Genomic DNA, 22,687 nt, shown 5'->3' with positions numbered 1-22,687 from the left:
TCATGGACGCTGAAGTGTCACCCCTTGCCCTCGTCTCCAGCGATTTCCTGCGCTATCAGTACGAAGTGCTGGGCATCGCCGAGTACATGACTTCCCCGGAAGTGACGGAAATCTGCATCAACCGTCCCGGTGAGCTGTACCTGGAAACCCGGGCGGGGTGGCAGCGGGTGGATGTGCCGAGCCTGACCTTCGAGCGGGCCCGGCAGTTCTGCACGGCGGTGGTGAACGAGAGCAACACCGGCCAGCGCATCACTGATGCCGATCCGGTGGTCTCGCTCACGTTTCCCACCGGCCAGCGTGCCCAGTTCGTGATTCCGCCGGCGTGCGATGCAGGCAAGGTGTCGATCACCATCCGTCTGCCGTCCAAGCACACCAAGTCGCTCAGCCAGTATCACGAAGATGGGTTCTTCAACCAGATCCTGGAAAGCGATGGCAGCATCAGCGAGCAGGATCGCGAGCTGCTGGAGCTGCGTCAGCAGCGCGAGTACGCCGAGTTCTTCCGGCGTGCGGTGATGTACCGCAAGAACATCGTGGTATCCGGTGCGACCGGTAGCGGCAAGACCACCTTCATGAAAGCGCTGGTCAATCATATTCCGGACAACGAACGCCTGGTCACGATCGAGGACGCGCGCGAGCTGTTTCTGACCCAACCCAATGTGGTGCACCTGCTGTACTCCAAGGGTGGGCAGAGCACCAGCAATGTCAGTGCCAAGAGCTGCATGGAAGCCTGCCTGCGCATGAAGCCCGAGCGCATCATCCTGGCCGAGCTGCGCGGTGACGAGGCGTTCTACTTCATCCGCAACTGCGCATCGGGCCACCCGGGTTCGATCACCAGCTGCCATGCAGGCAGTCCGGAGCAGACCTGGGACCAGTTGGCCCTCATGGTGAAGGCCTCCACCGAAGGTTCGGGCCTGGAGTTCAACGTGATCAAGCGACTGTTGATGATGACCATCGACATCGTCGTGCATATCAAGGCGCACGCCGGTTCGCGCTACATCACCGGTATCGATTTCAATCCTGGGCGTGCCCAGGGGCAGGAGGGCTGAAGGATGCTGCCAGGACTGGAGATGATGGCGTGCCCGGAGATGGCGGTGTCGATGGACGTGATGCAGCACGTCATCAACGTTGAATCGTCACGCAACCCTTATGCCATCGGCGTAGTCGGTGGCGCTCTGGTGCGCCAGCCCAAGGCGCTGGACGAGGCACTGGCGACGGTTCGGATGCTGGAAGAGAAAGGCTACAACTTCTCCATCGGGCTAGCCCAGGTCAACCGCTATAACCTCGGCAAGTACGGTCTGGATTCCTACGAGAAGGCTTTCCAGCAATGCCCGAACCTGCAAGCGGGTTCTCGGATCCTCGCCGAGTGCTACAAGCGCTCCGGTGGTGACTGGGGCAAGTCATTCAGTTGCTACTACTCGGGCAATTTCGAGACTGGCTTCCGCCATGGCTATGTGCAGAAGGTCTATGACTCGATGCGCCGTGGGCAGCAGCTTGCCAGCAATGGTGTTGCACCGATCGACGTGGTGAGTCGCGGCGAACGCCGCAGCGTGAAGGTCGAGCATCACCCGCAGCTCGCTTCGCCGGCGCAGGCGCGCATCGTTGCGCAGGCGAGTGGCCCGGTGTACGTGCCGTCGGAAGACCCGGCACGTGCGTATGTCGTGTATCCGTCCACCGGTGCAATGGCGCGGGGCAGCCTGCTGAACATCGCCGACCAGGCGCTTTCCAAAGTGGTACTGGGCTCGGTGGATCGGATGATGCAGCCGCAGGCGCAGCCCACCCAAGGGGCCGCCTATCCGCAGCAACAGGCCGGTGGCATGCCGCAGCAGCTGCCTCAGCAGGGTCCGGCGCAGGCGATGGCCATGCCGCAGCAGTTGCCAGGTGCTGCAGGTGGCAGCAACGAGGGCCCTGTGATGTTGCGGCCCTGGAATGAGCGCAATCAGCCAGTGGCCGGCAATGGCAGTTCATATAACGCACCGGCACAGTCCGCACCGGTGCAGCAGATTCCCGCAGGGGATGCGGCCTTCGTGTTCTGACGAAGTCGTGGTACGGCCAGTCCCCCGGCTGGTCGATTCAGTTGTGTTAGTCCATCAACAAGGAAATCAATCCATGAAGCGATCCAATCTCGACCTCGTCCAGGCCCAGCGCACGCTGAAGACCTTGCTGATGGCCACTCTGTTCGTCGGCGCACTGTTTGCCCCGCAAGTCTTCGCCAACGGCGCCACCGACTTCGGCGGCACCGACAAGAAGGTCTGCAGCTTCTTCAACAACATCAACGGCCTGCTGAACATCGCCTCGATCGCCGTGGTCACCATCGCGGTGATCTTCGCTGGTTACCAGATCGCCTTCGCGCACAAGCGCATCGCTGACGTCGCCCCGATCCTGATCGGTGGCGTGCTGATCGGCGCCGCAGGCCAGATCGCGCGCATGCTGCTGGGTGATGGCAGCGACGGCAAGTGCGGTGGTGGCACCAGCACCTCCTACCTGATCAACCACGTGATCCAGTACTACAGTGCATAAGAACGTCGTGTTCCGCGGCTGCACGCGTCCAGCGATGTTCCTGGGCGTTCCCTACCTGCCATTCTTCATGGTGGCAGGCGGGCTGTTGCTGCTCAGCATGTACACGAACTTCTGGTTCCTGCTCACCATTCCGGTGGCGGTCTTCATCATGCGGCACATGGCCAAGCGTGACGAAATGATCTTCCGCCTGCTGGGCCTGCGCCTGATGTTCAAGCTGAAGGTGCGCAACGTGCAGGAGCACGATGGCATGTGGGTGCTCAACCCCAACCATTACCGCAACAAGCCGGCCCGAATGGATTGAGGTCCGGATCCGGCCTGGCGGGCATCCGCGCCCGCCAGGTCTCTTGAAACTTCTTGGCAGTACCTCTTTGGAAGCAGTCGTATGTTCAGCCCTGATACCTCCATCAGTGAGTTCATCCCGTTGTCGTCGCATGTCGCCCCGAACGTGGTCAAGACCACGGGCGGCGACTACCTGCTGACCTGGCATCTGGAAGGGCTGCCGTTTGTCGGCCGAGAGGAGTGGGAGCTCGAGCATCGCCACAACACGTTCAACCGTCTGCTGCAGACGTTGCGCGCGCCTGACTTTGTCAACGTCGCTTTCTGGGTGCACGACATCCGTCGCCGTCGCACGTTGAAGGGCAAGAGCAACTACAGGCAGCGCTTCAACCAGGACGTTTCCGACCAGTACATGGGCATGCTGTCCTCGCAGCGCATCATGCAGAACGAGCTGTACCTGACCATGATCTATCGCCCGGTGGTGGCGGGCAAACGCTTCGTCGAAAAGTCGGCGAACGTGGAGAAGCTGCGCGCCGAGCAGGAGCAGGCGGTAGAGAAGTTGATGGAACTGGCCGGCAACGTCGAGGCCGTGATCCGCGACTACGCGCCGTATCGCCTGGGTATGTACGAAGCCAAGAATGGCGTGGTGTTCTCGGAAACGCTGGAGCTGTTCGGTTACCTGATCAATCGCATCGACGAGCCGGTGCCGGTGCTGTCGGCACCGATCAAGGATTACCTGCCGGTCAGTCGCCACATGTTCTCGGCCAAGACCGGTGATTTTGCGATCAATACTCCCAACGGTGCCAATCACTACGGCGCCATTCTGAACATCAAGGAGTATGCCGAGGGGACTTACCCGGGCATCCTCAACGGCCTGAAGTACCTCGACTACGAATACGTCATCACCCATTCGTTCAGCCCGATGGGGCGCCAGGACGCGCTGAAGGTGCTCGACCGCACCAAGGGCATGATGATCTCCTCCGGCGACAAGGCGGTCAGCCAGATCGTCGAGCTGGACCAGGCCATGGATCAGCTGTCGTCGGGCAACTTCGTACTGGGTGAATACCACTTCATCATGGCGGTCTACGGCGACACGCAGGCCAAGCTTTCGCAGAACGTCGCCTCGACCCGAGCCGAGCTGTCCAACGCCGGGTTCGTATCGACCAAGGAAGACCTGGCGGTTACCTCGTCGTTCTATTCGCAGCTGCCGGGCAACTGGCGCTATCGCACACGCCTGGCCAATGTCAGCTCGCTGAACTTCCTGGGCCTGTCGCCGCTGCACAACTTCGCCACCGGTAAGCAGCACAACAACCCGTGGGGCGACTGCGTCACCACGCTGCAGACCACCAATGGCCAGCCGTACTACTTCAATTTCCATGCGACCCATCCCTCGGAGAATTCGCTGGGTGAGAAGGCGATCGCCAATACCATGGTGATCGGCAAGTCCGGTACCGGTAAAACCGCGCTGATCAACTTCCTGCTCAGCCAGGTGCAGAAGTACGAGCCGTCGCCGACCATCTTCTTCTTCGACAAGGATCGCGGCGCGGAGATCTTCGTGCGCGCCTGCGGTGGCAACTATCTGGCCCTGGAGAACGGCGCACCGACCGGCTTCAACCCGTTCCAGTGCGAGAACAACGAAGCCAACCTGCAGTTCCTGGCTGACCTGATCAAGGTGCTGGCCGGCAAGCGCGAGTACAGCGCCCGTGAGGAAGAGGATATCTACCGCGCGGTGGAGAGCATGCTCGATACGCCGATGCACCTGCGCAGCATGACCAACTTCCAGAAGAGCCTGCCCAATATGGGCGACGATGGCCTCTACGCGCGCATGCGCCGCTGGACCTCGGGCAACTCGCTGGGCTGGGTGTTCGATAATCCGATCGATACCGTTGACCTGAGCAAGGCCAACATCATCGGCTTCGACTACACCGACATCATCGACAATCCTGAAGTGCGCGTGCCGGTGATCAATTACCTGCTGCACCGCTTGGAGTCGCTGATCGACGGTCGTCCGCTGATCTATGTGATGGACGAATTCTGGAAGATCCTGGACGGCGAAGGTGGCCTGAAGGAGTTCGCGAAGAACAAGCAGAAGACCATCCGTAAGCAGAACGGTCTCGGCATCTTCGCTACGCAGAGCCCGGAAGATGCGCTGAAGAGCGATATCTCCGCCGCCCTGATCGAGCAGACCGCTACCCTGATCCTGCTGCCGAACCCGAATGCCAGCAAGAGCGACTACATGGACGGCCTGAAGCTGACCGAGGCCGAGTTCAGGGTGGTGACTGCACTGGACGAGCGCTCGCGCTGCTTCCTGGTCAAGCAGGGCCATGCCTCCAGCGTGTGCCAGCTCAACCTGCGCGGCATGGACGACATCCTGTCGGTGATCTCGGCTTCGACCGACAACATCGATGTCATGCATCGGGTTCTGCAGACGGCCGCGGTCCGCAATCGCGTCACTGTAGACGAGCTCAGCCCGGAGCAGTGGCTGGAAGATTTCTACAAGAACCGGAAGGGGTCGGGAAAGGAACCCCGGTCCGACGCGGCCTGATGGCCGTGCGAGCAGGAGACAGGCAAGTGGACGTCAATCAGAACAACAGGAGTTTTCCCATGAACAACGTCAAGCGTCGGGCCAGCGCCCGCAAGGTACTCAAGCCGATGGCCAAGGTGCTCGGCGTTGCCTTGGCCCTCTCAGCGACCAATGCGGGCGCCATCGGCCCGGTGCAGGAAACGGGTCCTGCGCTGTGGCAGCACATCCTCAATCAGATCAATACGTACCAGGCCCGTTTCCAGGAGAAGTACCAGTTCGTCAAGGAGAACACCCAGTGGGCACGGGACTGGGCGCAGACGATCAAGGAGTACCAGGAGACGATGGTCCAGATCCAGGGCATCGTGAATTCCTTCGGGTTGCCGGATTCCGCCCCGCTGACGCCGGTGCCACCCAATTATCTGGTTGCCGAGACCTGCGGAATCGGCACCGACTTGAAGACTCTCGCGACCCGGGTCGTTTTCAATTTCAAGGGCGATTGGAAAGATCAGCAGCAACAGATCTGCGTGAACATCCGGATGATGCAGAACCGCAAGTACAACGATGCGGTGGACTTCATGCTCAAGACGATGCCGTCGTTCTTCGATAGCCTCGATGCAATCGAGAAGCAGCGAAATGTCAGCAATCTGCTCGGCAACGTCAACGCAACGCAGAACGACACGTTGCGCACCGCGAACGACATGGCAGCCAAGGCAAAGTCCTTCGAGGCACAGCAGAAGGCCTACGATGCCTACATCGAGGTGATGGAAGCCAATCAGAAGGTCGTTGCACAGGCAGCGCTGAAGGGCGACCCGATGAAGACCATTGCCAGTGATCTGGTCAAGACGGCCGCGCTGAAGGCAGCGCTGTCCATCGACTGATGCATGGAATGGAGCACCAAGGGTGCGCGCGTCTGCGTCGCCCCTCATGTGATTGCAGTATTACCAAGGGAATGTGGGTATGACGATCAGGTCGATTGCCAACTTTGATTTTTCGGGCGGATTCCAGGATCTGATGGGGCACGTCGCGCGTGTCCAGTCGATTGGCGATTTCGTGTTCTTCAAGCTGATCCTGGACTACCTGCGGGACAGGATCGGCAAGTTCGGCTTCGACCTGATGGACAACATGATGGCGTGGGTGGGCGGCATCGCGCTGACCCTCATGACCTTGTGGGTGCTGATCCAAGGCTATCGAATCGTTACAGGCCGCAGCCGCGATTCGATGATGGTCCTGGTAACCAACATGGCGCGCGCAGCGTTGATTGTGGCCGTTGCCACCAGCATGGGCATGTTCGGGCGCGATCTTCATGAGTTCCTGACCGAGGACGTGAAGGGCCTGATCACCCACGTTGTCACTGGCAAGGATCAGAAGCCGGAAGAGCAGATCGACAAGAGTCTGGCTTGGATGCAGGTGGCGCTGTCCAGCATTGATGGCATCAAGATTCTGAATGACCCTGGATTGCAGGAAGACAAGACCCGGGCCATGTGGTTCATCGGCCTCGGCACAGGTGGTCCAGCGGTAACTGCGGGTTCAATGCTTCTGCTCTATGAAGTAGCAATGGCGTTGTTCATCGGATTCGGGCCGTTGTTCATTCTTTGCCTTCTGTTCGACCAGACCAAGCAGTTGTTCCAGCGATGGCTGTTCTACGGCATCGGAACCATGTTCTCGATGGCGGTGCTGGCGGCAATGGTGTCGATCGCACTGGACATGGTAATTCGCGTGTCCGCCTCGTTCTGGGTAACGGCGCTGGTGAACAAGTTCCCGCTGATGGGCGCGTCCAGCGACGGCATGACCAGTCAGGCGATGCAGCAGGGCGGCATGGGACTGATCCTGACGACCCTGATTCTGACTGCGCCCCCAATGGCGGCCATGTTCTTCCAGGGCACCTTGGGTAGCTTCATGGCATATTCGCAGATAGGTGGCAGCCCGGTTGCGCAGGCGCCGGGCCCGAGTGGGCAGCCGCCGGGTAGTTACTACACGCCTCCGGCTCCAGAGAAGGGGAGCACCGGGCATGGAGCAAGCGGAGTGGGGCAGATGGGTAGATCAACTGGATCTCCACATGTTGCCGATACGCCGTCGGATACAGGCCGATTTGCCAAGGCACCTATTTAGCTCGCGGAGATGCGCGTTGTCTGTGTAAGGAGAGTTGCCTGATGAGAATGATCCATTTGCTAGCGCCGTTGGTGTTCATGTTCGCCACATCGGCCCTTGAGGCTCAGGCTGAGGGGCGATGTCCTCCTGGGCAGTACCCGATCGGAGGGAAGGGAGTCGGTGGTTGCGCCCCGATTCCTGGAGGCGAAGGTGCAGCTACCAGTGGGCCCAGAGCGACGGGTAAATGGATCAAGACTTGGGGCGCAATATCATTGGCGCCGTCGGGCGCCTCTGGCTCCTCAACAGGGCGGGTACGGAAGACGGAGGCCGCTGAGGAAGCGCAGAGGAAGTGTGCTGAATCCGGCGGAGTGGGATGTAAGGTTACAATTACATATAAGAATCAATGCGTGGCCGCCGTTGTCGCCAGCTCGGGCACAGGTGGAACCACGCAGTTTGGTACCGGTGCAACGATCGAGGGTGCCACAGAGTTTGCCTCCCGCCTCTGTGCCTCGAAAGGAGGGAGCGATTGTGCTGCCGTCTATTCCGCTTGCTCTGAGCCGATCTTCGAGGAATTCTAAAAATCCTATCGCGAGTCTGTGGTCGTCCGACTGGCGTCCTGGCACAGTCCTTTATGGAAAGAATCTGGAAGATTTAATGTCAGGCAGGTCGAAATGGTGAGGTGCCCGGTAGTTGCGCGCTGACTCGGGCGTTTGGTGTAGAGGCGAATCGGCTTCCGTAACTCGGGTGCGTGGTGGCGGAAGGATGAGTGACAGCGGATCAGATGCTGGATCTCGCATCGCCCCGGGATTGAGTGCGAGGCGGCTTGGAGACCAATCCTCAATGGCAAGGGGATTAGACGTGAAAAGGCGTCGTTCCGACCTGCGGTGAGGAAGTTTGGTGGCATGAAAGCACTTGACGCCAAGCGACTCGAGAGTCTGGGGTGAGAGCCTGCGGCTGAAGAAGCTGCACGCCGAGAAGTTTGATCGAGAACGACGGCATCCAGAATGCGATGCGAAAGGCGCATCTTTCTTAGGGGGCGGGATGCCCGTTTGCTGCGCTGTGGAAAAGGGCCGCAAGACTACCGGATAATCACCGGCCGCAGCCGCGACTCGATGATGGTCCTGGTAACCAACATGGCGCGCGCAGCGTTGATTGTGGCCGTTGCCACCAGCATGGGCATGTTCGGGCGCGATCTTCATGAGTTCCTGACCGAGGACGTGAAGGGCCTGATCACCCACGTTGTCACTGGCAAGGATCAGAAGCCGGAAGAGCAGATCGACAAGAGTCTGGCTTGGATGCAGGTGGCGCTGTCCAGCATTGATGGCATCAAGATTCTGATGACCCTGGATTGCAGGAAGACAAGACCCGGGCCATGTTCTTCCAGGGCACCTTGGGTAGCTTCATGGCATATTCGCAGATAGGTGGCAGCCCGGTTGCGCAGGCGCCGGGCCCCCGGGTAGTTACTACACGCCGGCCGCTCCGGAGAAGGGGCAGTCCGGCCAGGACAGTGGTGCGCATGATCGACATGCGACCGCACGTTCAACCCTTCCGTCGTCGGAATCCTCCAGGGTTGCCGAAACCGGTCTCAGAGCTGCACATCCCGGCAATCAATAGCCCCATGCGTACGGAGTAGAAGTGTGAAATACATGTTTCCTCTCATTCTTGTCGGCTTGCTCCTATGTTTGTTTGTGACGGGTGAGGCGAGAGCGGAAGGGCATTGTCCGCCAGGGCAGTACCCCATTGGTGGTCAGGGCGTAGGTGGATGCGCACCTATTCCGGGCTCTGGTACCGGTGGCGTCCAGAGCGGCCCCATTGCTACTGGGCGTTGGATCAAGACTTGGGGGGCTATTGCGGGGGCGGCAAGCACGGGCGATATGGGGGCTTCCGTTGGAAGGCGTTCCAAGCGAGAGGCTGTCTCAGAAGCGCTTGCTCGGTGCGCGACACATGGAGCGAAAGACTGCAAGATCGATACAACGTACAAGAACCAGTGCGTCGCATATGCTGACCCTGAGCCGAGCAGTAAGGGAATAGTTTCTATTTCAGTCGCCGGCTCAAGAGAGGAGGCGACCAGTCGGGTTCTCTCCTACTGTGCGAAGAACGGTGGAGGGCAATGCAAGGTGTTGTACACGGATTGTGCTGAGCCAATATTTGAATCTTTCTGAGCTATGTCAGTCGAATCACAGGTGAGATTCTTGAATCGGCCTTTGCATGATGGAGATGGCCTGCCGAAAAGCAGGCCATCTCATTTGTCGGCGAGCTGGAGCAGCTGATCTAGTTGGTAGGGTTAGGTGTCTTCACTAATCACCTGAGTGCAGTTGTATGGGGTTTCCCTCGTCTGGGACATGGTAATTTTGGCGTCGGATTCGTTCTGAACAAAGGCGCTGGTGAACAAGCCAAGTCCCGTTCGACGAGCAACACCTACTGGAAGTAGGCTGCGTGCGCGTCAAAAATGCTGATGCATCTGGCCCTCAAGCGCAGGCGCTTTTCCGTCGATGAGGACTTTGGCGACGAGCATTGCGGGTCACGCTGCGCGGCGCAGAAGGGGGGGCGTGGGCTTGATCCTGACGGACACTCTTCCGACTATCCCCAATGGCGGCCATGTTCTTCCAGGGCACCTTGGGTAGCTTCATGGCATATTCGCGGATAGGTGGCAGCCCTGTTGCGCAGGCGCCGGGTCCGAGCGGGCAGCCGTCGGGTAGTTATTACACGCCGGACAAGCCGTCGACGAGCGGTGGCAGTCAATCGGGTGGATCGACTTCAGTTGGGAGCAATGTCGTAGTCACTGGCAGCAACTCCACAGTTGGGTCAGGCAATTCTGATACTGGTCGTAAAGGCTTAGCTTCGAACTAGAGGCCGGAAATGAAGTCAATTCGTGTCTATTCAGGTGTAGTACTCCTGCTGGGTGTGGGAATCATTGCCTGCCAATTGCCACAGACGGCCAATGCAGAAGGTAGGTGTCCTCCTGGTCAGTATCCAATTGGCGGTCAGGGAGTCGGCGGCTGTGCTCCCATCCCAGGTGGTACCACTGGAGCAGGCCAAGCGTCGCCTGTTGCGACAGGGCGTTGGATCAAGACTTGGGGGGCCATCGCTTTAGCGAAGGGGGGCGATGTCGGCGTGGCTCTCGGTAAGCGAAAGAAGAGGGATGCGGCTTCGGAGTCCCTTGCTAATTGCGCACAGCGGGGGGCTACGGATTGCAGGGTGGTATTGGAGTTCAATAATCAATGCGCAGCATTCGTATCCCCCAGTGATGCAAGATTTGGTGGCTCCACGTTTGCGCGTGCGGCATCTGTTGATGCTGCGAGTAAGATGGCTGTGGATGCGTGCTTAAAACAGGGGAGCGATGGCTGTAAAGTGATTTATTCTGGATGCACCGAGCCTGAGTTTGAGAGCTTCTGAGGTTGCGCTTATGAGTTTCTGGCTGAAAACGTAGAAATGCCTGATTAGCCGGAAAAGACCAGGCACCGGAAGAGCAGATCGACAAGAGTCTGGCTTGGATGCAGGTGGCGCTGTCCAGTATTGATGGCATCAAGATTCTGAATGACCCTGGATTGCAGGAAGACAAGACCCGGGCCATGTGGTTCATCGGCCTCGGCACCGGCGGTCCAGCGGTAACTGCGGGTTCAATGCTTCTGCGCTACGAAGTAGCAATAGCGTTGTTCATCGGATTCGGGCCGTTGTTCATTCTTTGCCTTCTGTTCGACCAGACCAAGCAGTTGTTCCAGCGATGGTTGTTCTATGGCATCGGAACCATGTTGGCGGTGCTGGCGGCAATGGTGTCGATCGCACTGGAGATGGTGATTCGCGTGTCCGCCTCGTTCTGGGTGACAGCGCTGGTGAACAAGTTTCCGCTGATGGGCGCGTCCAGCGACGGCATGACCAGTCAGGCGATGCAGCAGGGCGGCATGGGATTGATCCTGACGACCCTGATTCTGACTGCGCCCCCAATGGCGGCCATGTTCTTCCAGGGCACCTTGGGTAGCTTCATGGCATATTCGCAGATAGGTGGCAGTGCTGGGGCTGTGTCGCCTGGTCCGAATGGCCAACCGGCAGGGAGCTATTACGCTCCTCCGAAGCCCTCTAACAGTACTGACGCTCCGACGGCGGGTCAGGATGCGGCTGCCGGGACAGCTCGCATGACCTTGCCACAGAACTCAGCGCCAACGATTCACGACACGGGCCTTCGCGGGGTGAATCGTTAACTTGATGCGTCGCCGGGAAGTTGGCGCAAATTCTTGATCTGCTGTCGAGTGGTTTCTTATGAGAATGAATAATTTTCTATTGCTGATTCTCCTGTTCCTTGCCCCACTAGTTGCATATGGGGAGGGGCGCTGCCCGCCAGGTCAGTATCCGATTGGCGGGCAGGGTGCGGGTGGCTGTGCCCCGATTCCAGCCTCTCAGGGTGAGGGGAGTTCCGGGCCGCGTGCGATAGGTAAGTGGATCAAGACCTGGGGAGCCATATCCCGATCTGTTGTGACCGGTGATGTGGGAGCTTCGGTTGGAAAGAGATCAAAGGCCGAGGCCGTCGCTGAGGCTCAGTCCCGCTGTGCGACATATGGTGCGAAAGATTGCTCTGTAGGGATAACGTATAAAAACCAGTGCGTCGCTTATGCGGATCCGGCTCCAGGCTCTAAAGGATTGATTTCAATGGCCGGTGGTCCAACGAGAGAGGCCGCTTCCACTGAGGTTCTGAAGTACTGTGCTGCTCACGGCGGTGGGCAGTGCACGATCAAGTACACGGATTGCAGTGAGCCAATCTTCCAAGAGTTCTGATTGCTCTATGGAGCTGGGTTGACACATCCGACGTCCAACACCTATCGCACTTTGGTAGAGGGATCTGAGTGGCTGGGGCCATCATGAAATGAACTCTCGAAGCTGAATTCGGGAGTTCGGTCCCATGCCCGAAGAAGTGGGCTGCGTGCGCGTCAAAAATGCTGACGCATCTGGCCCTCAATCGCAGGCGCTTTCCCGTCGATGAGGACTTTGGCGAAGAGCATTGCGGATGACGCTGCGCGGCGCAGAAGGGGGGGGGCGTGGGCTTGATCCTGACGAACACTATTCTGACTATCCCCAATGGCGGCCATGTTCTTCCAGGGTACCTTGGGTAGCTTCATGGCATATTCGCAGATTGGTGGCTCGCCGGCCGCGCAACCAGGACCACAGGGTCAACCGCCCGGATCTACGGGAGGCTCATCCTACAAGCCCAGTGCTCCAAGTAACAATCACGCATTCGAGGCGCCCGCTCAGAGCTCGATGCCCAGGTTTGGCAGTGCCGTTGATGCGCCCGTGCAGACTGGACAACGTGGTAATGCTACAACGACGAATGTCTGACAGTAAATGCGGAGTTTTCAATGCGAATTAGTTGCGGATTTCTGGCTTGTGCTGCACTGGCTCTCGTTCCGTTTGCCGTCTTGGCTGAAGGTGGGAGTTGTCCTCCCGGGTTCTATCCGATCGGGGGACAGGGAGTGCAAGGGTGTGCGCCGATACCCGGCGCATCTACCGGCTCAGCCGCCGCTCCCGTAGACGCGCCACCGATGCCGACCGGAGAGTGGCTTACGACCTGGGGAGCGGTCGCAGAATCTCCGACATCGAATTTGGTTGGAACCTCGGCAAACAAGCGCAGCAAGGAGCTCGCCGAATCGGAAGCAATTAGAAAGTGCGCGGCCGAGGGTTCGAGGGATTGTAGGACCACTGTTAGCTACTACAACCAATGCGTAGCATTTTCCGCGCCATCGTCAGGAAAAGGTCGGGGCTCGGTGAATACCGCAGTGAATATGGACACCGTTAAGGCCCGCGCACTTCGCAGTTGCAAGGATGTTGGAGGAGGCAGTTGCATCATTGCCTACTCGGAGTGCTCGAACCCGGTTTTTCGCGAGTTCTGAGTGAATCTATCGGGGCAAGTCAGCCTGACGGCTGGCGCTACCTGAGAGCAGGATCGTCGACTCGGTCACCAAGTAGGTAACCGCTTACGAAGAACGCGGTTTTATGTGATCAAGTGCGCTTTTCATCCCAAGCCCCCTTCGACGAGCCCCGCCTCCTCGAAGTAAGCTGCGTGCGCGTCAAAATCCCGACGCATCGGTGCCATCGAACGCAGGAGCTTTTCCGTCCATGAGGACTCTGACGACCCACGATGCGGATGTTGATTGCGACCATCGCAGACGCCGCAGGGCCGGGGCTATCATCCGCCATGGTGGAAACCGGAGCCTGCAGCGCAGCGCATGGTTTCCCGGTCGTCGCGCGGGTACTGGAAAGTCAGGATTGAAGGAGTCGCAGGGGATGCAGAAGGGGAGTGGCGTACACATGGACAATGCCTTGGCGTTCGTTCCGTCCGGCGCGAACCTGCTGGAGGCGGTACGCGGCGATCTCACCGGCAACGGGATCGACGACCAATTGCTGGTGATCGATCAACCGGCACCCGACGGCTTGGTGCCCGGCGAGCACGGTCCTAACCGGGTGTTGTTGCTGCTGCTGGGTGACGCCGCGGGCCGATGGCAGTTGGCCGCGCGCAACGACAAGCTGGTGCCGTGCTCCACCCGTGGGGGCATTGCCGGCGACCCCTTCGCGTACGTGACCATCGAGGATGGCGCGTTCAGTGTGATCACCAACGGCGGGAGCCGTGAGCGCTGGAGCAGCATCTACACGTTCCGCTACGTTCCGGCCGACGAGGCCTGTTGGGTGCATGGCGTGCAGCGCAGGGTGGTCGACACCGAGACCGAGGCCAGTCATACACGCGATTTCTCGGCGGCCGAACTTGGTCGGGTGCGGTTCGAGGATTTCGATCCGTCCGTTGTCGCCGACGTGAGCTTGCCCTGAGTGCCATGCCTGTGAGGAGGCGGGAGTACCCAACGATGATCGAGCAGGAGTTTCACCGTGTCGCAGGATAGAGAGTCGCAGTTGCTGCGGCAGGCCACGGAGGCCGGCATCACCTCGTCCCGGGAACTGGCCAACTTCATGGCGCAGGCCGGGCACGAGTCCCGTGGCCTGAGCCGGCTCAATGAAAGTTTCAACTTCACCCGGGGTATCTCGCAGATCCCGGTGGAAGCGGCGTGGCGCAATGGCAATGGCGCGCTTGAGGACGCCCGCCAGGACGCGTTGCGCGGCCGTCCGGAGAATCTGGCCGAGCTGATGTACGGCGGGCGCATGGGCAATGATGCGCCCGGCGACGCATTGAAGTATCACGGTCGCGGCTATCTGCCGCTGGTCGGCAAAGAGAATTACGAGCGTGCCGGCAAGGCGCTGGATCTGGATCTGGTGAATCAACCGGAACTGGCCGCGCAGCCTGAGCATGCGGGCCGTATTGCGGTGTGGCAGTGGCAAACGCGCGTGCCGGAGGCGGCGCGCGAGGATGTGCGCGAAGCGACGCGCGCGATCAATGGTGGCCTTAACGGCATCGAGGCCCGCCAGCAGCGATTCGATGCGTGGCAGCAGAAGCTGACGCCTGATGTGATGGCGCGGCTGGAGCGGGGCGAAGTAGGGGCGCCGGCGCAGCAGGCCACCCTGCGCGACATGTCGCAGCCGGGCGAGCCGGGACACGCCCTGTTCCAGGGGGCACGCCAGCACCTGCAGCAGATGGGGGTGCAGAGCGGACTGCGCAGTGAACAGGAACTGGACAACGCCGCCGGCGCGCTGGCGTTGAGCGCGCAGAAGGCCGGCCTGTCGCGTATCGATCATCTGCTGGCGGGCAACGACGGGCGCACGCTGTTTGCGGTGCAGGGCACGCTGGGAGATCCGGCGATGCTGCGTGCGTCCGTTGACCGGGAGCAGGCCGCCCAGCAGCCGCTGGCGCAGAGCAGCCAGCAGTTGGCTGCCAGTGTCGCCCAGCAGGACCCGGCGGCCGCGCTCGCCCGCGAGCAGGAGCAGCGTTCTCGATCCCTGTAACACCTGATGCCGGCGGGCAGGGGACCCGCCGGCGCTTTACGTACGACGCGTGGCGCCCTGTGGCGCCGACATGGAAACCCACTCGGAAGGACACCACATGCGAATCGTTCCCTCGAATGCCCGGCACGCCGCTGCCCGCTGCAATGCATCCGTGCGCCGCCTGCCGCCGCTCTGGCTGCTGTCACTTGGACTTGCCGTAGCGTCGGCACAGGCTCAGGAGGCCGCGGCACCCGTCGTGGAGACGCCCCCGGCTGCCGAGCCGACCGTTGACGTGCCTGCAGGGACGGCGTCTGTTGCAGCACCCATGCCGTCTGAAGCCGTTGCCGCGGCGCCGGTTGCAGACCCGACGCCTGTGCCCGTTGCACCCGCGGCGGCGCCTGTCGCTGCACCGCCTGCTGTCGTCGAGCCAGCCGTCCCGGCGGTAGCTCCCGCGCCACCCGCCTTGGTCATCGCGCCGTTGCCGCCCGAGCAGGCGACCGAGCGTGCGCTTGGTGCCCGCTGCCCGGTGGATCTGGCTGGGCGGCTGGCGGCCCAGGGCGAGCTGCTGATCGGCGCCTGCCAAGGCACGATGCCGGCGCATCTGGCCGCGCTGCTGGTCGCGCTGCCCCAGCAGGACATCCACCTGCCGCGCAGCTGGCGCGAGCGTGAGGTGCAACAGAAGGTTTGGTTCAAGGCGGTGCCGGGCTACGGCCAGCGCCCGGACTTCATCGCGCGGATGGGCGACATCTGGGTGCGCTCGCTGGAAGGACGCGACGCCGACAGCACGTTCTATCTGGTGTCGGCACCGTTCACCTGCAGCGACCGGGTTGCCAACCGCGATGAGTACGGCGCGGAGCCGGTACGTGTGCCAGCGGGTGACTGCCGCGAGGCCTATGTGGCCCAGCGTGTGTACCAGGTTCGCGGGGACGCCGCGCCGAGGGATGTGACCGCCGATGCCATGCCGGCCATGCCCCAACTGACGGAGGCCGATCGTGCACGGCAGCTGTCGCGCGAGGGCCGGATCAGCCTGGACCACAGCAAGTTGCAGTATGGCCCGGCCATGCGCTGGTTCGTGCAGTACCCGGAGACGGCGCAGAAGGGCGGTCCGCGTGCCTACAGTGACTGGAACCGCGAGCACCTGGCCTTCGTGGTCTGGACTGGTGATCGCTTCGAGCTGCGTGAGAAGGTCGCGCGGGCGCAGTGGCCCTGTGATCCGGTAGCACCGGGCGATCGCGCCTGTGGTGGCTTCCCGGATTCCGGGCCGGATCTGTTCGTGACCGCCAGTGCGTCCGCGCCGGTCGCGGCCTCCAGCCCCTGAGGCAGAGGGCCGAAGTGACGCGGGAGCTGGATTGACCGGCTCCCGCGCTGTTCATCAGGCCTGCATGCTGCGGGTCTGGTTCTGCTGTTGTTCCAGTTGTTGATCGCGGTCCTGTGCCAGGCGCTGTCCCGCAGCTTGCTGATCAATGCGCTGGCTGCTCTGCTCCAGCGGGGTGTTCATCGCCACGGCCGTGTCCACCGACACGCGCAGATGCGCCGGGTCGCCGCCCTGGCCCTGCACCGCGAAGCTGCGCGAGGCGTCGGCATTCATCACCACCTCGTCGATGCGCTTGCCGCCTGCAGCGTGCATCTCCGCCGCCAGGCTACCGGCCAACTGCGTACTCATCACATCCGGCACGCGGCCGACGCGAACGTCCTGCGCATGCACGCCACGGATCGCGTCGTTGAACAGCGGGTTGCCCAGGTGATTGGCATCGTCCATGCGCAGCATGCTGGTGTGATGGCCGTTCTTCTCTGCTTCGCGGCGTGCTGGTTCACCGGGCTGCAGCGGGCCGCGGATGTGGTCGTACAGATCGATGGCGCCGCCAGGGATGCCGCGTGCCGCGCGGGTGACGCCACGACGCAGTGATTCCACGTCGTCGCGGTACTCCTCGATCATCTTGGCGTTGTCTTTCGCCAGCTTCTGCGTTTCCGGGTGCTTCAGCACCGAGCCTTCGTTGAGGAAGTTGCCCAGTTTGTGCGCGCCGAATGAACTGGTGGCCGCGATGATCGGACGGTCTGGAATCAGATCACGCAGGGCGTGGTTGCTGAAGCCGTTCGCTGCCAGCGTCTTGATCTCATCGGGCTTGGCGTAGATGCGGACCTGGCCGAAGTGCGGCGAGGCAGCGCTGACCGGATCGGAGGCCATGACGTGGTTGATCATGGTGTTGCCGCCTTCCGGAATGCGGTAGCTGAGGCTGACCGCGCCGTAGGCGTTGAAGGTCTCGCCCTTGACGTTGAAGTGGTGCGAGGTGATCTGGGCCAGGGCACCGCCGAGGGAGTGGCCTGTGACGGTAACTTCGGGCGGACGTTGTCCGAGATCCTGCCCTTCCTTCTTGGCATAGGCGAGGGCGCGTTGAGTCAGCGCGATGGCGTCCGGAGCCTGCACGTTGGTGCGGGCAACGACCATGCCACCATCGGTCAGAATTGCATCGCGTGCGATCTGTTCGGTGCCGCGATGTGCGACGACAATTTCATGGGTGTCGACTCGCTGGTAGATCGTTCCCTGATAGCCGTTCAGTCGATTATCGACGTGCTCGAGGATCTTGTACTCATGCCCGTTGATCGCTACGAGCTCTTCCTTGCCAGGAGCGCGTCGACCGACCGCACGGTCCTTGTACACGTCGTCGGAAATGCCCGCGTAGTCTTGGCTGCTGAGGCTCATTGGCGGACCTCATTGGCTTCAAGTGAAGCCGAGAACAGCGCATTCTGAAGTTCAGGGCGGAATTTGGTGGGATCTTCCTGCCCGCTTGCGCCGTAGTCAGGAATCTCGTTCACGCGCGGATAGTCTGCACGAGGATAGTGGCGAGTTTCGGTCTCGCCTTTGACGAACGGCGCTGCCTCAATGAACGACAGGAAGCGCGTTTCACCCTCGGCGCCAGTGGCTTTCAGCATCGCACCGGCGCCGCTGAATTCCCACTTGCAGACGCCACGGCCGTAGTAGTCCTCGTCCAGCATGCGATCAAGGTACACGGTGCCGCGGTACTCGCCGTCGGCGACCTTGCGCAGCTCCACCGGCTCCTGGCTGGTGATGCGTGCGGCGGTACCGGTGGCCGGTTCGATGTGCCCGCACTGGTCTTCGTTGGTCACGTCGTACTGCGCGACACCTTCAACCACCGCGAACTCACCGGGTGCATCCTTCAGGCGCAGTACTAGTTCATAGGCCTTGTGCGGGCTGGGGTTGAGCTTGGCGAGGCCACGCCCACCCTGGGCGACATCGGCTTCAGCAGCGGCACGTTCCTGGTTCATGGCGGTCTCCGGATTGCAGGCGGTCAATAGAAGCAGAGCAAGGCACGGGATCATCTTGTGGCGCAATGTCGGCCTCCTTGGGGGTAGGAATGGTTGAACTGGCAGCTCATGGCGCGAGTTTCTGCACAGTGGTGGTGGTCGAGAACAGCGCGTCGCGTAGATCTTCGCTGTACTCTGATGGATTCTCCTCGCCACTGGCGCCATAGTTGGCGACGGTGGCGGCGAGTGGATAGATCAACTTTGGGTAGTAGAGCGTCAGAGGAGACTCGTTCTCCATGCGCTCCTTGTCGATGAACGTCAGGAATCGCGTATCCGCCTCGCCGGTCGTAGCGCGCAACATCGCACCGACTCCCGTCAGCGCCCAATGGCAGACACCACGCCCGTAGTAATCCTCGTCCTGCATTCGGTCGAGGTAGAACGTGCCGCGGTATTCGTTCTCGCCCACCTGGCGCAGTGCGATAGGTTCCTGACTGGTGATGCGGCCCGCAGTGCCCGTTGCAGGTACGATCCGCCCACATGCTGCATAGTTGCGTGCGTCGTACTGGGCAACGCCCTCGACCACCGCAAAGGGACCAGGGGCATCCTTAAGTGTCAGTACCAGCTCGTAGCCCTGCTTTGGTGCAGGGTTGAGTTTGGCCAAGCCGCGTCCACCAGCAGCGACGTCGCGCTCGGCATCAGCATAGGGTGAGCATGCGGCCAGTGGGATAAGGGCGAGCAACGCCAGCAGCGGCTGCCTATTCCTTTCAGGGAGCGCTACTCCCATGGCCTGATCCTGCATCGTGCGTCCATGTCCATATATCCTTCCTGGGTGACAGGTTTCTCGATTATGGAGCGTGTCGGGAACGATGTGCTACCGTCGCGACGGCTTTTTGACGCGCCCGATGCGGTGTATTCCGGCGAATCGACTGCAGCACAGGGGATTCGGGTGTCGCGTTGGCCTTGCTGGCAGGGCCTGTTCGCGGTTGAATCTGCGACGTAAATCAATAATTCACGCATTCATCACGTTATCAAAGGCGTTCTCTTGAACTGCATGATCCGCACCGAAACCACGGCCGACCACGCCGCCATCCATGCACTCACCGAGGCCGCCTTCCGCGAAGCCCCGCACAGCAGCCACACCGAGCAGTTCATCGTCGACGCCCTGCGCACCCGCGGGGAGTTGAGCATTTCGCTGGTCGCCGAAACTCAGGGCCAGGTGGTCGGTCACATTGCCCTGTCGCCGGTGACGGTCAGCGATGGCAGCACGGGCTGGTTTGGTCTGGGCCCGATCTCGGTATTGCCCGCGTGGCAGGGGCAGGGCATCGGTGCGGCCCTGATGCGCGCCGCACTTGAAGCACTGCGTCAGCAGGGTGCGCATGGCTGTGTATTGCTGGGCGAGCCGGCCTATTACGGGCGCTTCGGCTTCCGTGCCGAGCCGGGCCTGGTGTTGCCGGGCGTGCCGGCGGAGTACTTCCAGGCGCTTTGCCTGCAGCCTCCGCTGGCTCAGGGCGAGGTGCAGTACTCACCGGCCTTCGAGGCGACAGCCTGAGCCACGGCGGGCGTGCGCCCGCTCAGGGCGCGCGCCAGACGGTCGGTTCGGGTTGCGGTTTCGGAATGCGGTAGCCGCCGATATGCTCGAGAAGTTCATTGGTACGACGCTGCTCGACCAGTACCTCACGCAGCAGGTTGCGCACGGCGAAGATGGCGAACGGCACCAGGATCCAGACCAGGCTGATGCCCAGCGCAAACAGGGTCAACAGGGCTTTTGCACCATCCATGTACGGCATTCCTTGATCGAAAGCAGCCACGCTAACACGCAGCTGCTGCCAACGGATGTCAGGCCTTATGCCGAAGGTGGATCAGCGGATACGGGCGGCCCTGCGAATCCAGCGGCGAACGACCGGTTTCGACAAAGCCCATGCGCAGGTAGAAGCCCACGGCCTGCGCGTTCTGTGCGTTGACGTCGGTGCTCAGCTGCGGGTGCAGGGCCAGTGCGTGCTGCAGCAGCTGCCGACCGATACCGGTGCCGCGCACGTCCGGATCGATGAACAGCGCTTCCATGTGGGTGCCGTCGATCAGCATGAATCCCTGCGGCTGGTCCTGTGCATTGACGGCGACGGTCATCGGCGCCTGCGGCAGGAAACCGGCGACTTCGGCATCGATCGCCAGGCGATCTTCAGTGCTGAGGAAGTCGTGGGTGGCGTCGACGGCGCGGCGCCAGAGATCGACAAGGGCGGCGCCGTCGTCAGCGCGAGAGGGACGGAGGGTGGTCATATGTTCACCAAGGTGCTTGCAGGAATGCGAAGTATGAAGCTTTCCGGCCGTGCCTGCAGGTGCGGGTTCATCCGGCGTTGCGATGGCGGATGAAGGGACTGTAGGCAGTCGCTTCCGCGCGCAGCGCCACACCATCCTCGAAGTCCTCACTGTTGTTGAAGGGCACGGTCGGCCACTGCCGCCATCGCGACAGTCGCTCGCGGTAGGAAAGGGTGGTTGCAACCAATGCTTCGTCGTGGGCCTGAATGCGTTCCGCTGCAAGCCCTGAACGCACGCCGTGCACCATATGCGGCTCCATCACCTCGAAGCCGACGTAGCGCAGGCTGTACATCAACGGCCACAGCAACAGCCGGGTATCGCCTTCGCGGCCATCGACCGCGCACGCCCGCGCCGAAGAGCCGGTGGTGACGCTCAGCAACGCACGCTTGCCCTGCATCACGCCGCGCTCGTGGCGTTGCCGGCTGTTGTACATCGGCCCGTAGACCAGCACGCGGTCCAGCCAGCCCTTGAGGATGGCCGGCGCCGCAAACCACCACAGTGGGAACTGCAGGATCACCAGGTCCGCGGCCTGCAGCAGCTGCAGGTGATGCCGCACATCGGCGGGCAACTGGTCGTGTTCGGCGCTGTAGCGCTGTTCGCGCTGGGCATCGAAGCGCTCGGGCTGCAGGCGCCGTGGATGGTGCCAGGCCGCTTCCAGCGGATCGAAGCCTTCTGCATACAGGTCGACCATGTCCACCTGCAGATGGTCGTGCCGCAGCTGCTCGGCCGCCTGCATGGCCAGGTGGGCATTGAAGGAACGGGGTTCGGGGTGGGCCAGCAGGATCAGGGCGCGCATGGGGCGAGGTGTTCGTGGAGTGTGCGACCATCCTCGCGATGCCGGCATGCCCCGGCAATTACGCACTTTGAGGTAACCATGGCCTTTCCCGGTGATGTCTATGCCGCCGACTGCTCGGCGCGCGATGCGCTGGCACTGATCTCCGGCAAGTGGGTGATGCTGCTGCTGCCGGCATTGGCCGAGGGCCCGCAACGCAATGGTGCGCTGCTGCGGAAGATCGAAGGCATCTCGCAGAAGGTGCTGACCCAGACCCTGCGACAGCTGGAGCGCAACGGCCTGATCGAGCGCTGCGATCTGGGCGGCAAGCCTCTGCACGTGGAGTACCGGTTGACCGAGGTTGCGTGCAGTCTGGTCGACACCCTGACCGCGCTGGACCGTTGGGCCGAGCACAATTTCCCGGCGCTGGACGCTGCCCGCGAGCGCTTCGACGCGCGCTAGCGGCGCCTGCACGGCTGCGGGCGTACAATGCGGCCCCGGCGGCCATCCTGGCCCTGCAGACACGCGAGAACCGCCATGACCGACGCCCTGGGTGTGCCGGTGCACGACACCGACGAACACTGGATGCGCCACGCGCTGGCGCTGGCCGAGCGCGCACAACGCGAGTTCGACGAGATCCCGGTGGGTGCAGTGCTGGTCGGTGCCGACGGCCAACTGCTGGGCGAGGGCTGGAACCTCAACATCGCCTCGCATGACCCCAGCGCACACGCCGAGATCGTGGCCATGCGGGCGGGCGGAAAACTGCTGGCGAACCATCGCCTGCTTGGCAGCACGCTGTATGTGACCCTGGAGCCGTGTGCGATGTGCGCAATGGCGATCGTGCACGCGCGCGTTGCACGGTTGGTCTACGGTGCCAGCGACCCCAAGACCGGTGCCTGCGGCAGCGTGTTCGACCTCATTGGCGATGCCCGCCACAACCACCGGGTGGAGATCCACGGTGGGGTACTGGCCAAGGAAGCCAGCATGCGCCTGACCAACTACTTCCGCGCCAAGCGTGGCAAGCCACCGCTGTTGCTGGAAGACCACGCCAGCGAGGGCTGAGGGGCGAACGGGTATGA

The 22,687-nt window shown here is 61.6% G+C and carries 23 protein-coding genes and 2 pseudogenes; 19 read left to right on the top strand and 6 right to left on the bottom strand.

Features of this window, described 5'->3' with window-relative positions:
- Positions 1-2 precede the first annotated feature (2 nt).
- The 16 genes and pseudogenes from virB11 (at position 3) to V3B48_RS16085 (ending at position 16,577) form a co-directional block, all read left to right on the top strand.
- Positions 3-1,046, top strand: coding sequence for a P-type DNA transfer ATPase VirB11 (gene virB11 / locus V3B48_RS16160; protein ID WP_032129526.1), 1,044 nt, complete (start codon positions 3-5; stop codon positions 1,044-1,046).
- A 15-nt stretch (positions 1,047-1,061) separates the two neighbouring features.
- Positions 1,062-1,526: pseudogene (locus V3B48_RS16155) on the top strand (lytic transglycosylase domain-containing protein); the annotation flags it as partial.
- Between the two features lie 580 nt (positions 1,527-2,106).
- Positions 2,107-2,517: a TrbC/VirB2 family protein gene (locus V3B48_RS16150; RefSeq protein WP_006374697.1), complete on the top strand. Its 411-nt coding sequence runs from the start codon at positions 2,107-2,109 to the stop codon at positions 2,515-2,517.
- A complete protein-coding gene (locus V3B48_RS16145) occupies positions 2,510-2,818 on the top strand; it encodes a VirB3 family type IV secretion system protein (protein ID WP_006374695.1) in 309 nt (102 codons plus the stop codon). The genes V3B48_RS16150 and V3B48_RS16145 overlap by 8 nt, the downstream gene beginning before the upstream one ends.
- An 81-nt stretch (positions 2,819-2,899) precedes the next feature.
- The gene (locus V3B48_RS16140) at positions 2,900-5,338 is read left to right on the top strand and encodes a VirB4 family type IV secretion/conjugal transfer ATPase (RefSeq protein ID WP_032129524.1); all 2,439 of its coding nucleotides are present in this window, start codon (positions 2,900-2,902) and stop codon (positions 5,336-5,338) included.
- A 59-nt stretch (positions 5,339-5,397) separates the two neighbouring features.
- Entirely contained in the window at positions 5,398-6,195 is a 798-nt protein-coding gene (locus tag V3B48_RS16135) for a hypothetical protein (RefSeq protein WP_049398226.1), read from the top strand.
- Between the two features lie 79 nt (positions 6,196-6,274).
- Complete coding sequence (locus tag V3B48_RS16130) at positions 6,275-7,426, top strand: type IV secretion system protein (protein WP_229298144.1); 1,152 nt, start codon at positions 6,275-6,277, stop codon at positions 7,424-7,426.
- 41 nt (positions 7,427-7,467) lie between these two features.
- A complete protein-coding gene (locus V3B48_RS16125; RefSeq protein WP_182266334.1) occupies positions 7,468-7,983 on the top strand; it encodes a DUF4189 domain-containing protein in 516 nt (171 codons plus the stop codon).
- A 471-nt stretch (positions 7,984-8,454) separates the two neighbouring features.
- Complete coding sequence (locus V3B48_RS16120) at positions 8,455-8,826, top strand: hypothetical protein (protein WP_329894067.1); 372 nt, start codon at positions 8,455-8,457, stop codon at positions 8,824-8,826.
- A gap of 225 nt (positions 8,827-9,051) precedes the next feature.
- Positions 9,052-9,567: a DUF4189 domain-containing protein gene (locus V3B48_RS16115; protein WP_197615133.1), complete on the top strand. Its 516-nt coding sequence runs from the start codon at positions 9,052-9,054 to the stop codon at positions 9,565-9,567.
- A gap of 697 nt (positions 9,568-10,264) precedes the next feature.
- Positions 10,265-10,801, top strand: coding sequence for a DUF4189 domain-containing protein (locus V3B48_RS16110; RefSeq protein ID WP_223276932.1), 537 nt, complete (start codon positions 10,265-10,267; stop codon positions 10,799-10,801).
- A 50-nt stretch (positions 10,802-10,851) separates the two neighbouring features.
- A pseudogene (locus tag V3B48_RS16105) lies at positions 10,852-11,604 on the top strand (type IV secretion system protein); the annotation flags it as partial.
- Between the two features lie 58 nt (positions 11,605-11,662).
- Positions 11,663-12,175, top strand: a complete 513-nt coding sequence (locus V3B48_RS16100; RefSeq protein WP_182266333.1) for a DUF4189 domain-containing protein — start codon at positions 11,663-11,665, stop codon at positions 12,173-12,175.
- 1,503 nt (positions 12,176-13,678) lie between these two features.
- Positions 13,679-14,215 carry a hypothetical protein gene (locus V3B48_RS16095; protein ID WP_032129521.1) on the top strand — a complete coding sequence of 179 codons (537 nt, stop codon included), beginning with the start codon at positions 13,679-13,681 and terminating at the stop codon, positions 14,213-14,215.
- Between the two features lie 57 nt (positions 14,216-14,272).
- Positions 14,273-15,280 (top strand): XVIPCD domain-containing protein, encoded by a 1,008-nt coding sequence (locus V3B48_RS16090; protein WP_182266331.1) that lies wholly within the window; start codon positions 14,273-14,275, stop codon positions 15,278-15,280.
- A 442-nt stretch (positions 15,281-15,722) separates the two neighbouring features.
- Positions 15,723-16,577: a hypothetical protein gene (locus V3B48_RS16085; RefSeq protein ID WP_329894066.1), complete on the top strand. Its 855-nt coding sequence runs from the start codon at positions 15,723-15,725 to the stop codon at positions 16,575-16,577.
- Between the two features lie 54 nt (positions 16,578-16,631).
- Here V3B48_RS16085 and V3B48_RS16080 read toward each other — a convergent pair whose 3' ends face one another.
- Genes V3B48_RS16080 through V3B48_RS16070 form a run of 3 tightly spaced genes read right to left on the bottom strand, consistent with a single transcriptional unit; the run spans position 16,632 to position 19,322 of the window.
- Complete coding sequence (locus V3B48_RS16080) at positions 16,632-17,960, bottom strand: XVIPCD domain-containing protein (protein WP_329894065.1); 1,329 nt, start codon at positions 17,958-17,960, stop codon at positions 16,632-16,634.
- Positions 17,957-18,610, bottom strand: a complete 654-nt coding sequence (locus V3B48_RS16075) for a hypothetical protein (RefSeq protein ID WP_329894064.1) — start codon at positions 18,608-18,610, stop codon at positions 17,957-17,959. Before V3B48_RS16075 ends, V3B48_RS16080 begins: the two co-directional genes overlap by 4 nt.
- 40 nt (positions 18,611-18,650) lie before the next feature.
- Positions 18,651-19,322, bottom strand: a complete 672-nt coding sequence (locus tag V3B48_RS16070) for a hypothetical protein (RefSeq protein WP_329894063.1) — start codon at positions 19,320-19,322, stop codon at positions 18,651-18,653.
- A 252-nt stretch (positions 19,323-19,574) separates the two neighbouring features.
- On the opposite strand from V3B48_RS16070, the gene V3B48_RS16065 reads away from it, so the two are divergent.
- Positions 19,575-20,072 carry an N-acetyltransferase gene (locus tag V3B48_RS16065; RefSeq protein ID WP_100437636.1) on the top strand — a complete coding sequence of 166 codons (498 nt, stop codon included), beginning with the start codon at positions 19,575-19,577 and terminating at the stop codon, positions 20,070-20,072.
- 22 nt (positions 20,073-20,094) lie between these two features.
- Here the strand turns inward: V3B48_RS16065 and V3B48_RS16060 are convergent, their stop codons facing one another.
- From V3B48_RS16060 to V3B48_RS16050, 3 genes are all read right to left on the bottom strand, one after another.
- Positions 20,095-20,301, bottom strand: coding sequence for a hypothetical protein (locus V3B48_RS16060; RefSeq protein ID WP_005410107.1), 207 nt, complete (start codon positions 20,299-20,301; stop codon positions 20,095-20,097).
- Between the two features lie 58 nt (positions 20,302-20,359).
- On the bottom strand, positions 20,360-20,797 hold the full coding sequence (locus V3B48_RS16055; protein ID WP_329894062.1) for an acetyltransferase: 438 nt from the start codon (positions 20,795-20,797) through the stop codon (positions 20,360-20,362).
- Between the two features lie 67 nt (positions 20,798-20,864).
- Positions 20,865-21,632 (bottom strand): NAD(P)H-dependent oxidoreductase, encoded by a 768-nt coding sequence (locus V3B48_RS16050; RefSeq protein ID WP_329894061.1) that lies wholly within the window; start codon positions 21,630-21,632, stop codon positions 20,865-20,867.
- A 78-nt stretch (positions 21,633-21,710) separates the two neighbouring features.
- Between V3B48_RS16050 and V3B48_RS16045 the strand changes: the two genes are divergently transcribed.
- Both V3B48_RS16045 and tadA read left to right on the top strand, forming a co-directional pair.
- A complete protein-coding gene (locus V3B48_RS16045; RefSeq protein WP_121503573.1) occupies positions 21,711-22,070 on the top strand; it encodes a helix-turn-helix domain-containing protein in 360 nt (119 codons plus the stop codon).
- Positions 22,071-22,145: 75 nt separating this feature from the next.
- Positions 22,146-22,670 (top strand): tRNA adenosine(34) deaminase TadA, encoded by a 525-nt coding sequence (tadA, locus tag V3B48_RS16040; RefSeq protein WP_032129512.1) that lies wholly within the window; start codon positions 22,146-22,148, stop codon positions 22,668-22,670.
- Positions 22,671-22,687 lie beyond the last annotated feature (17 nt).

The sequence above is a fragment of the Stenotrophomonas sp. SMYL20 genome (assembly GCF_036320045.1).
GTDB classification, from domain to species: domain Bacteria; phylum Pseudomonadota; class Gammaproteobacteria; order Xanthomonadales; family Xanthomonadaceae; genus Stenotrophomonas; species Stenotrophomonas maltophilia_A.
Note: the sequence above shows the minus strand (reverse complement) of the source record. Positions and strands in the feature narration are given on the sequence as shown.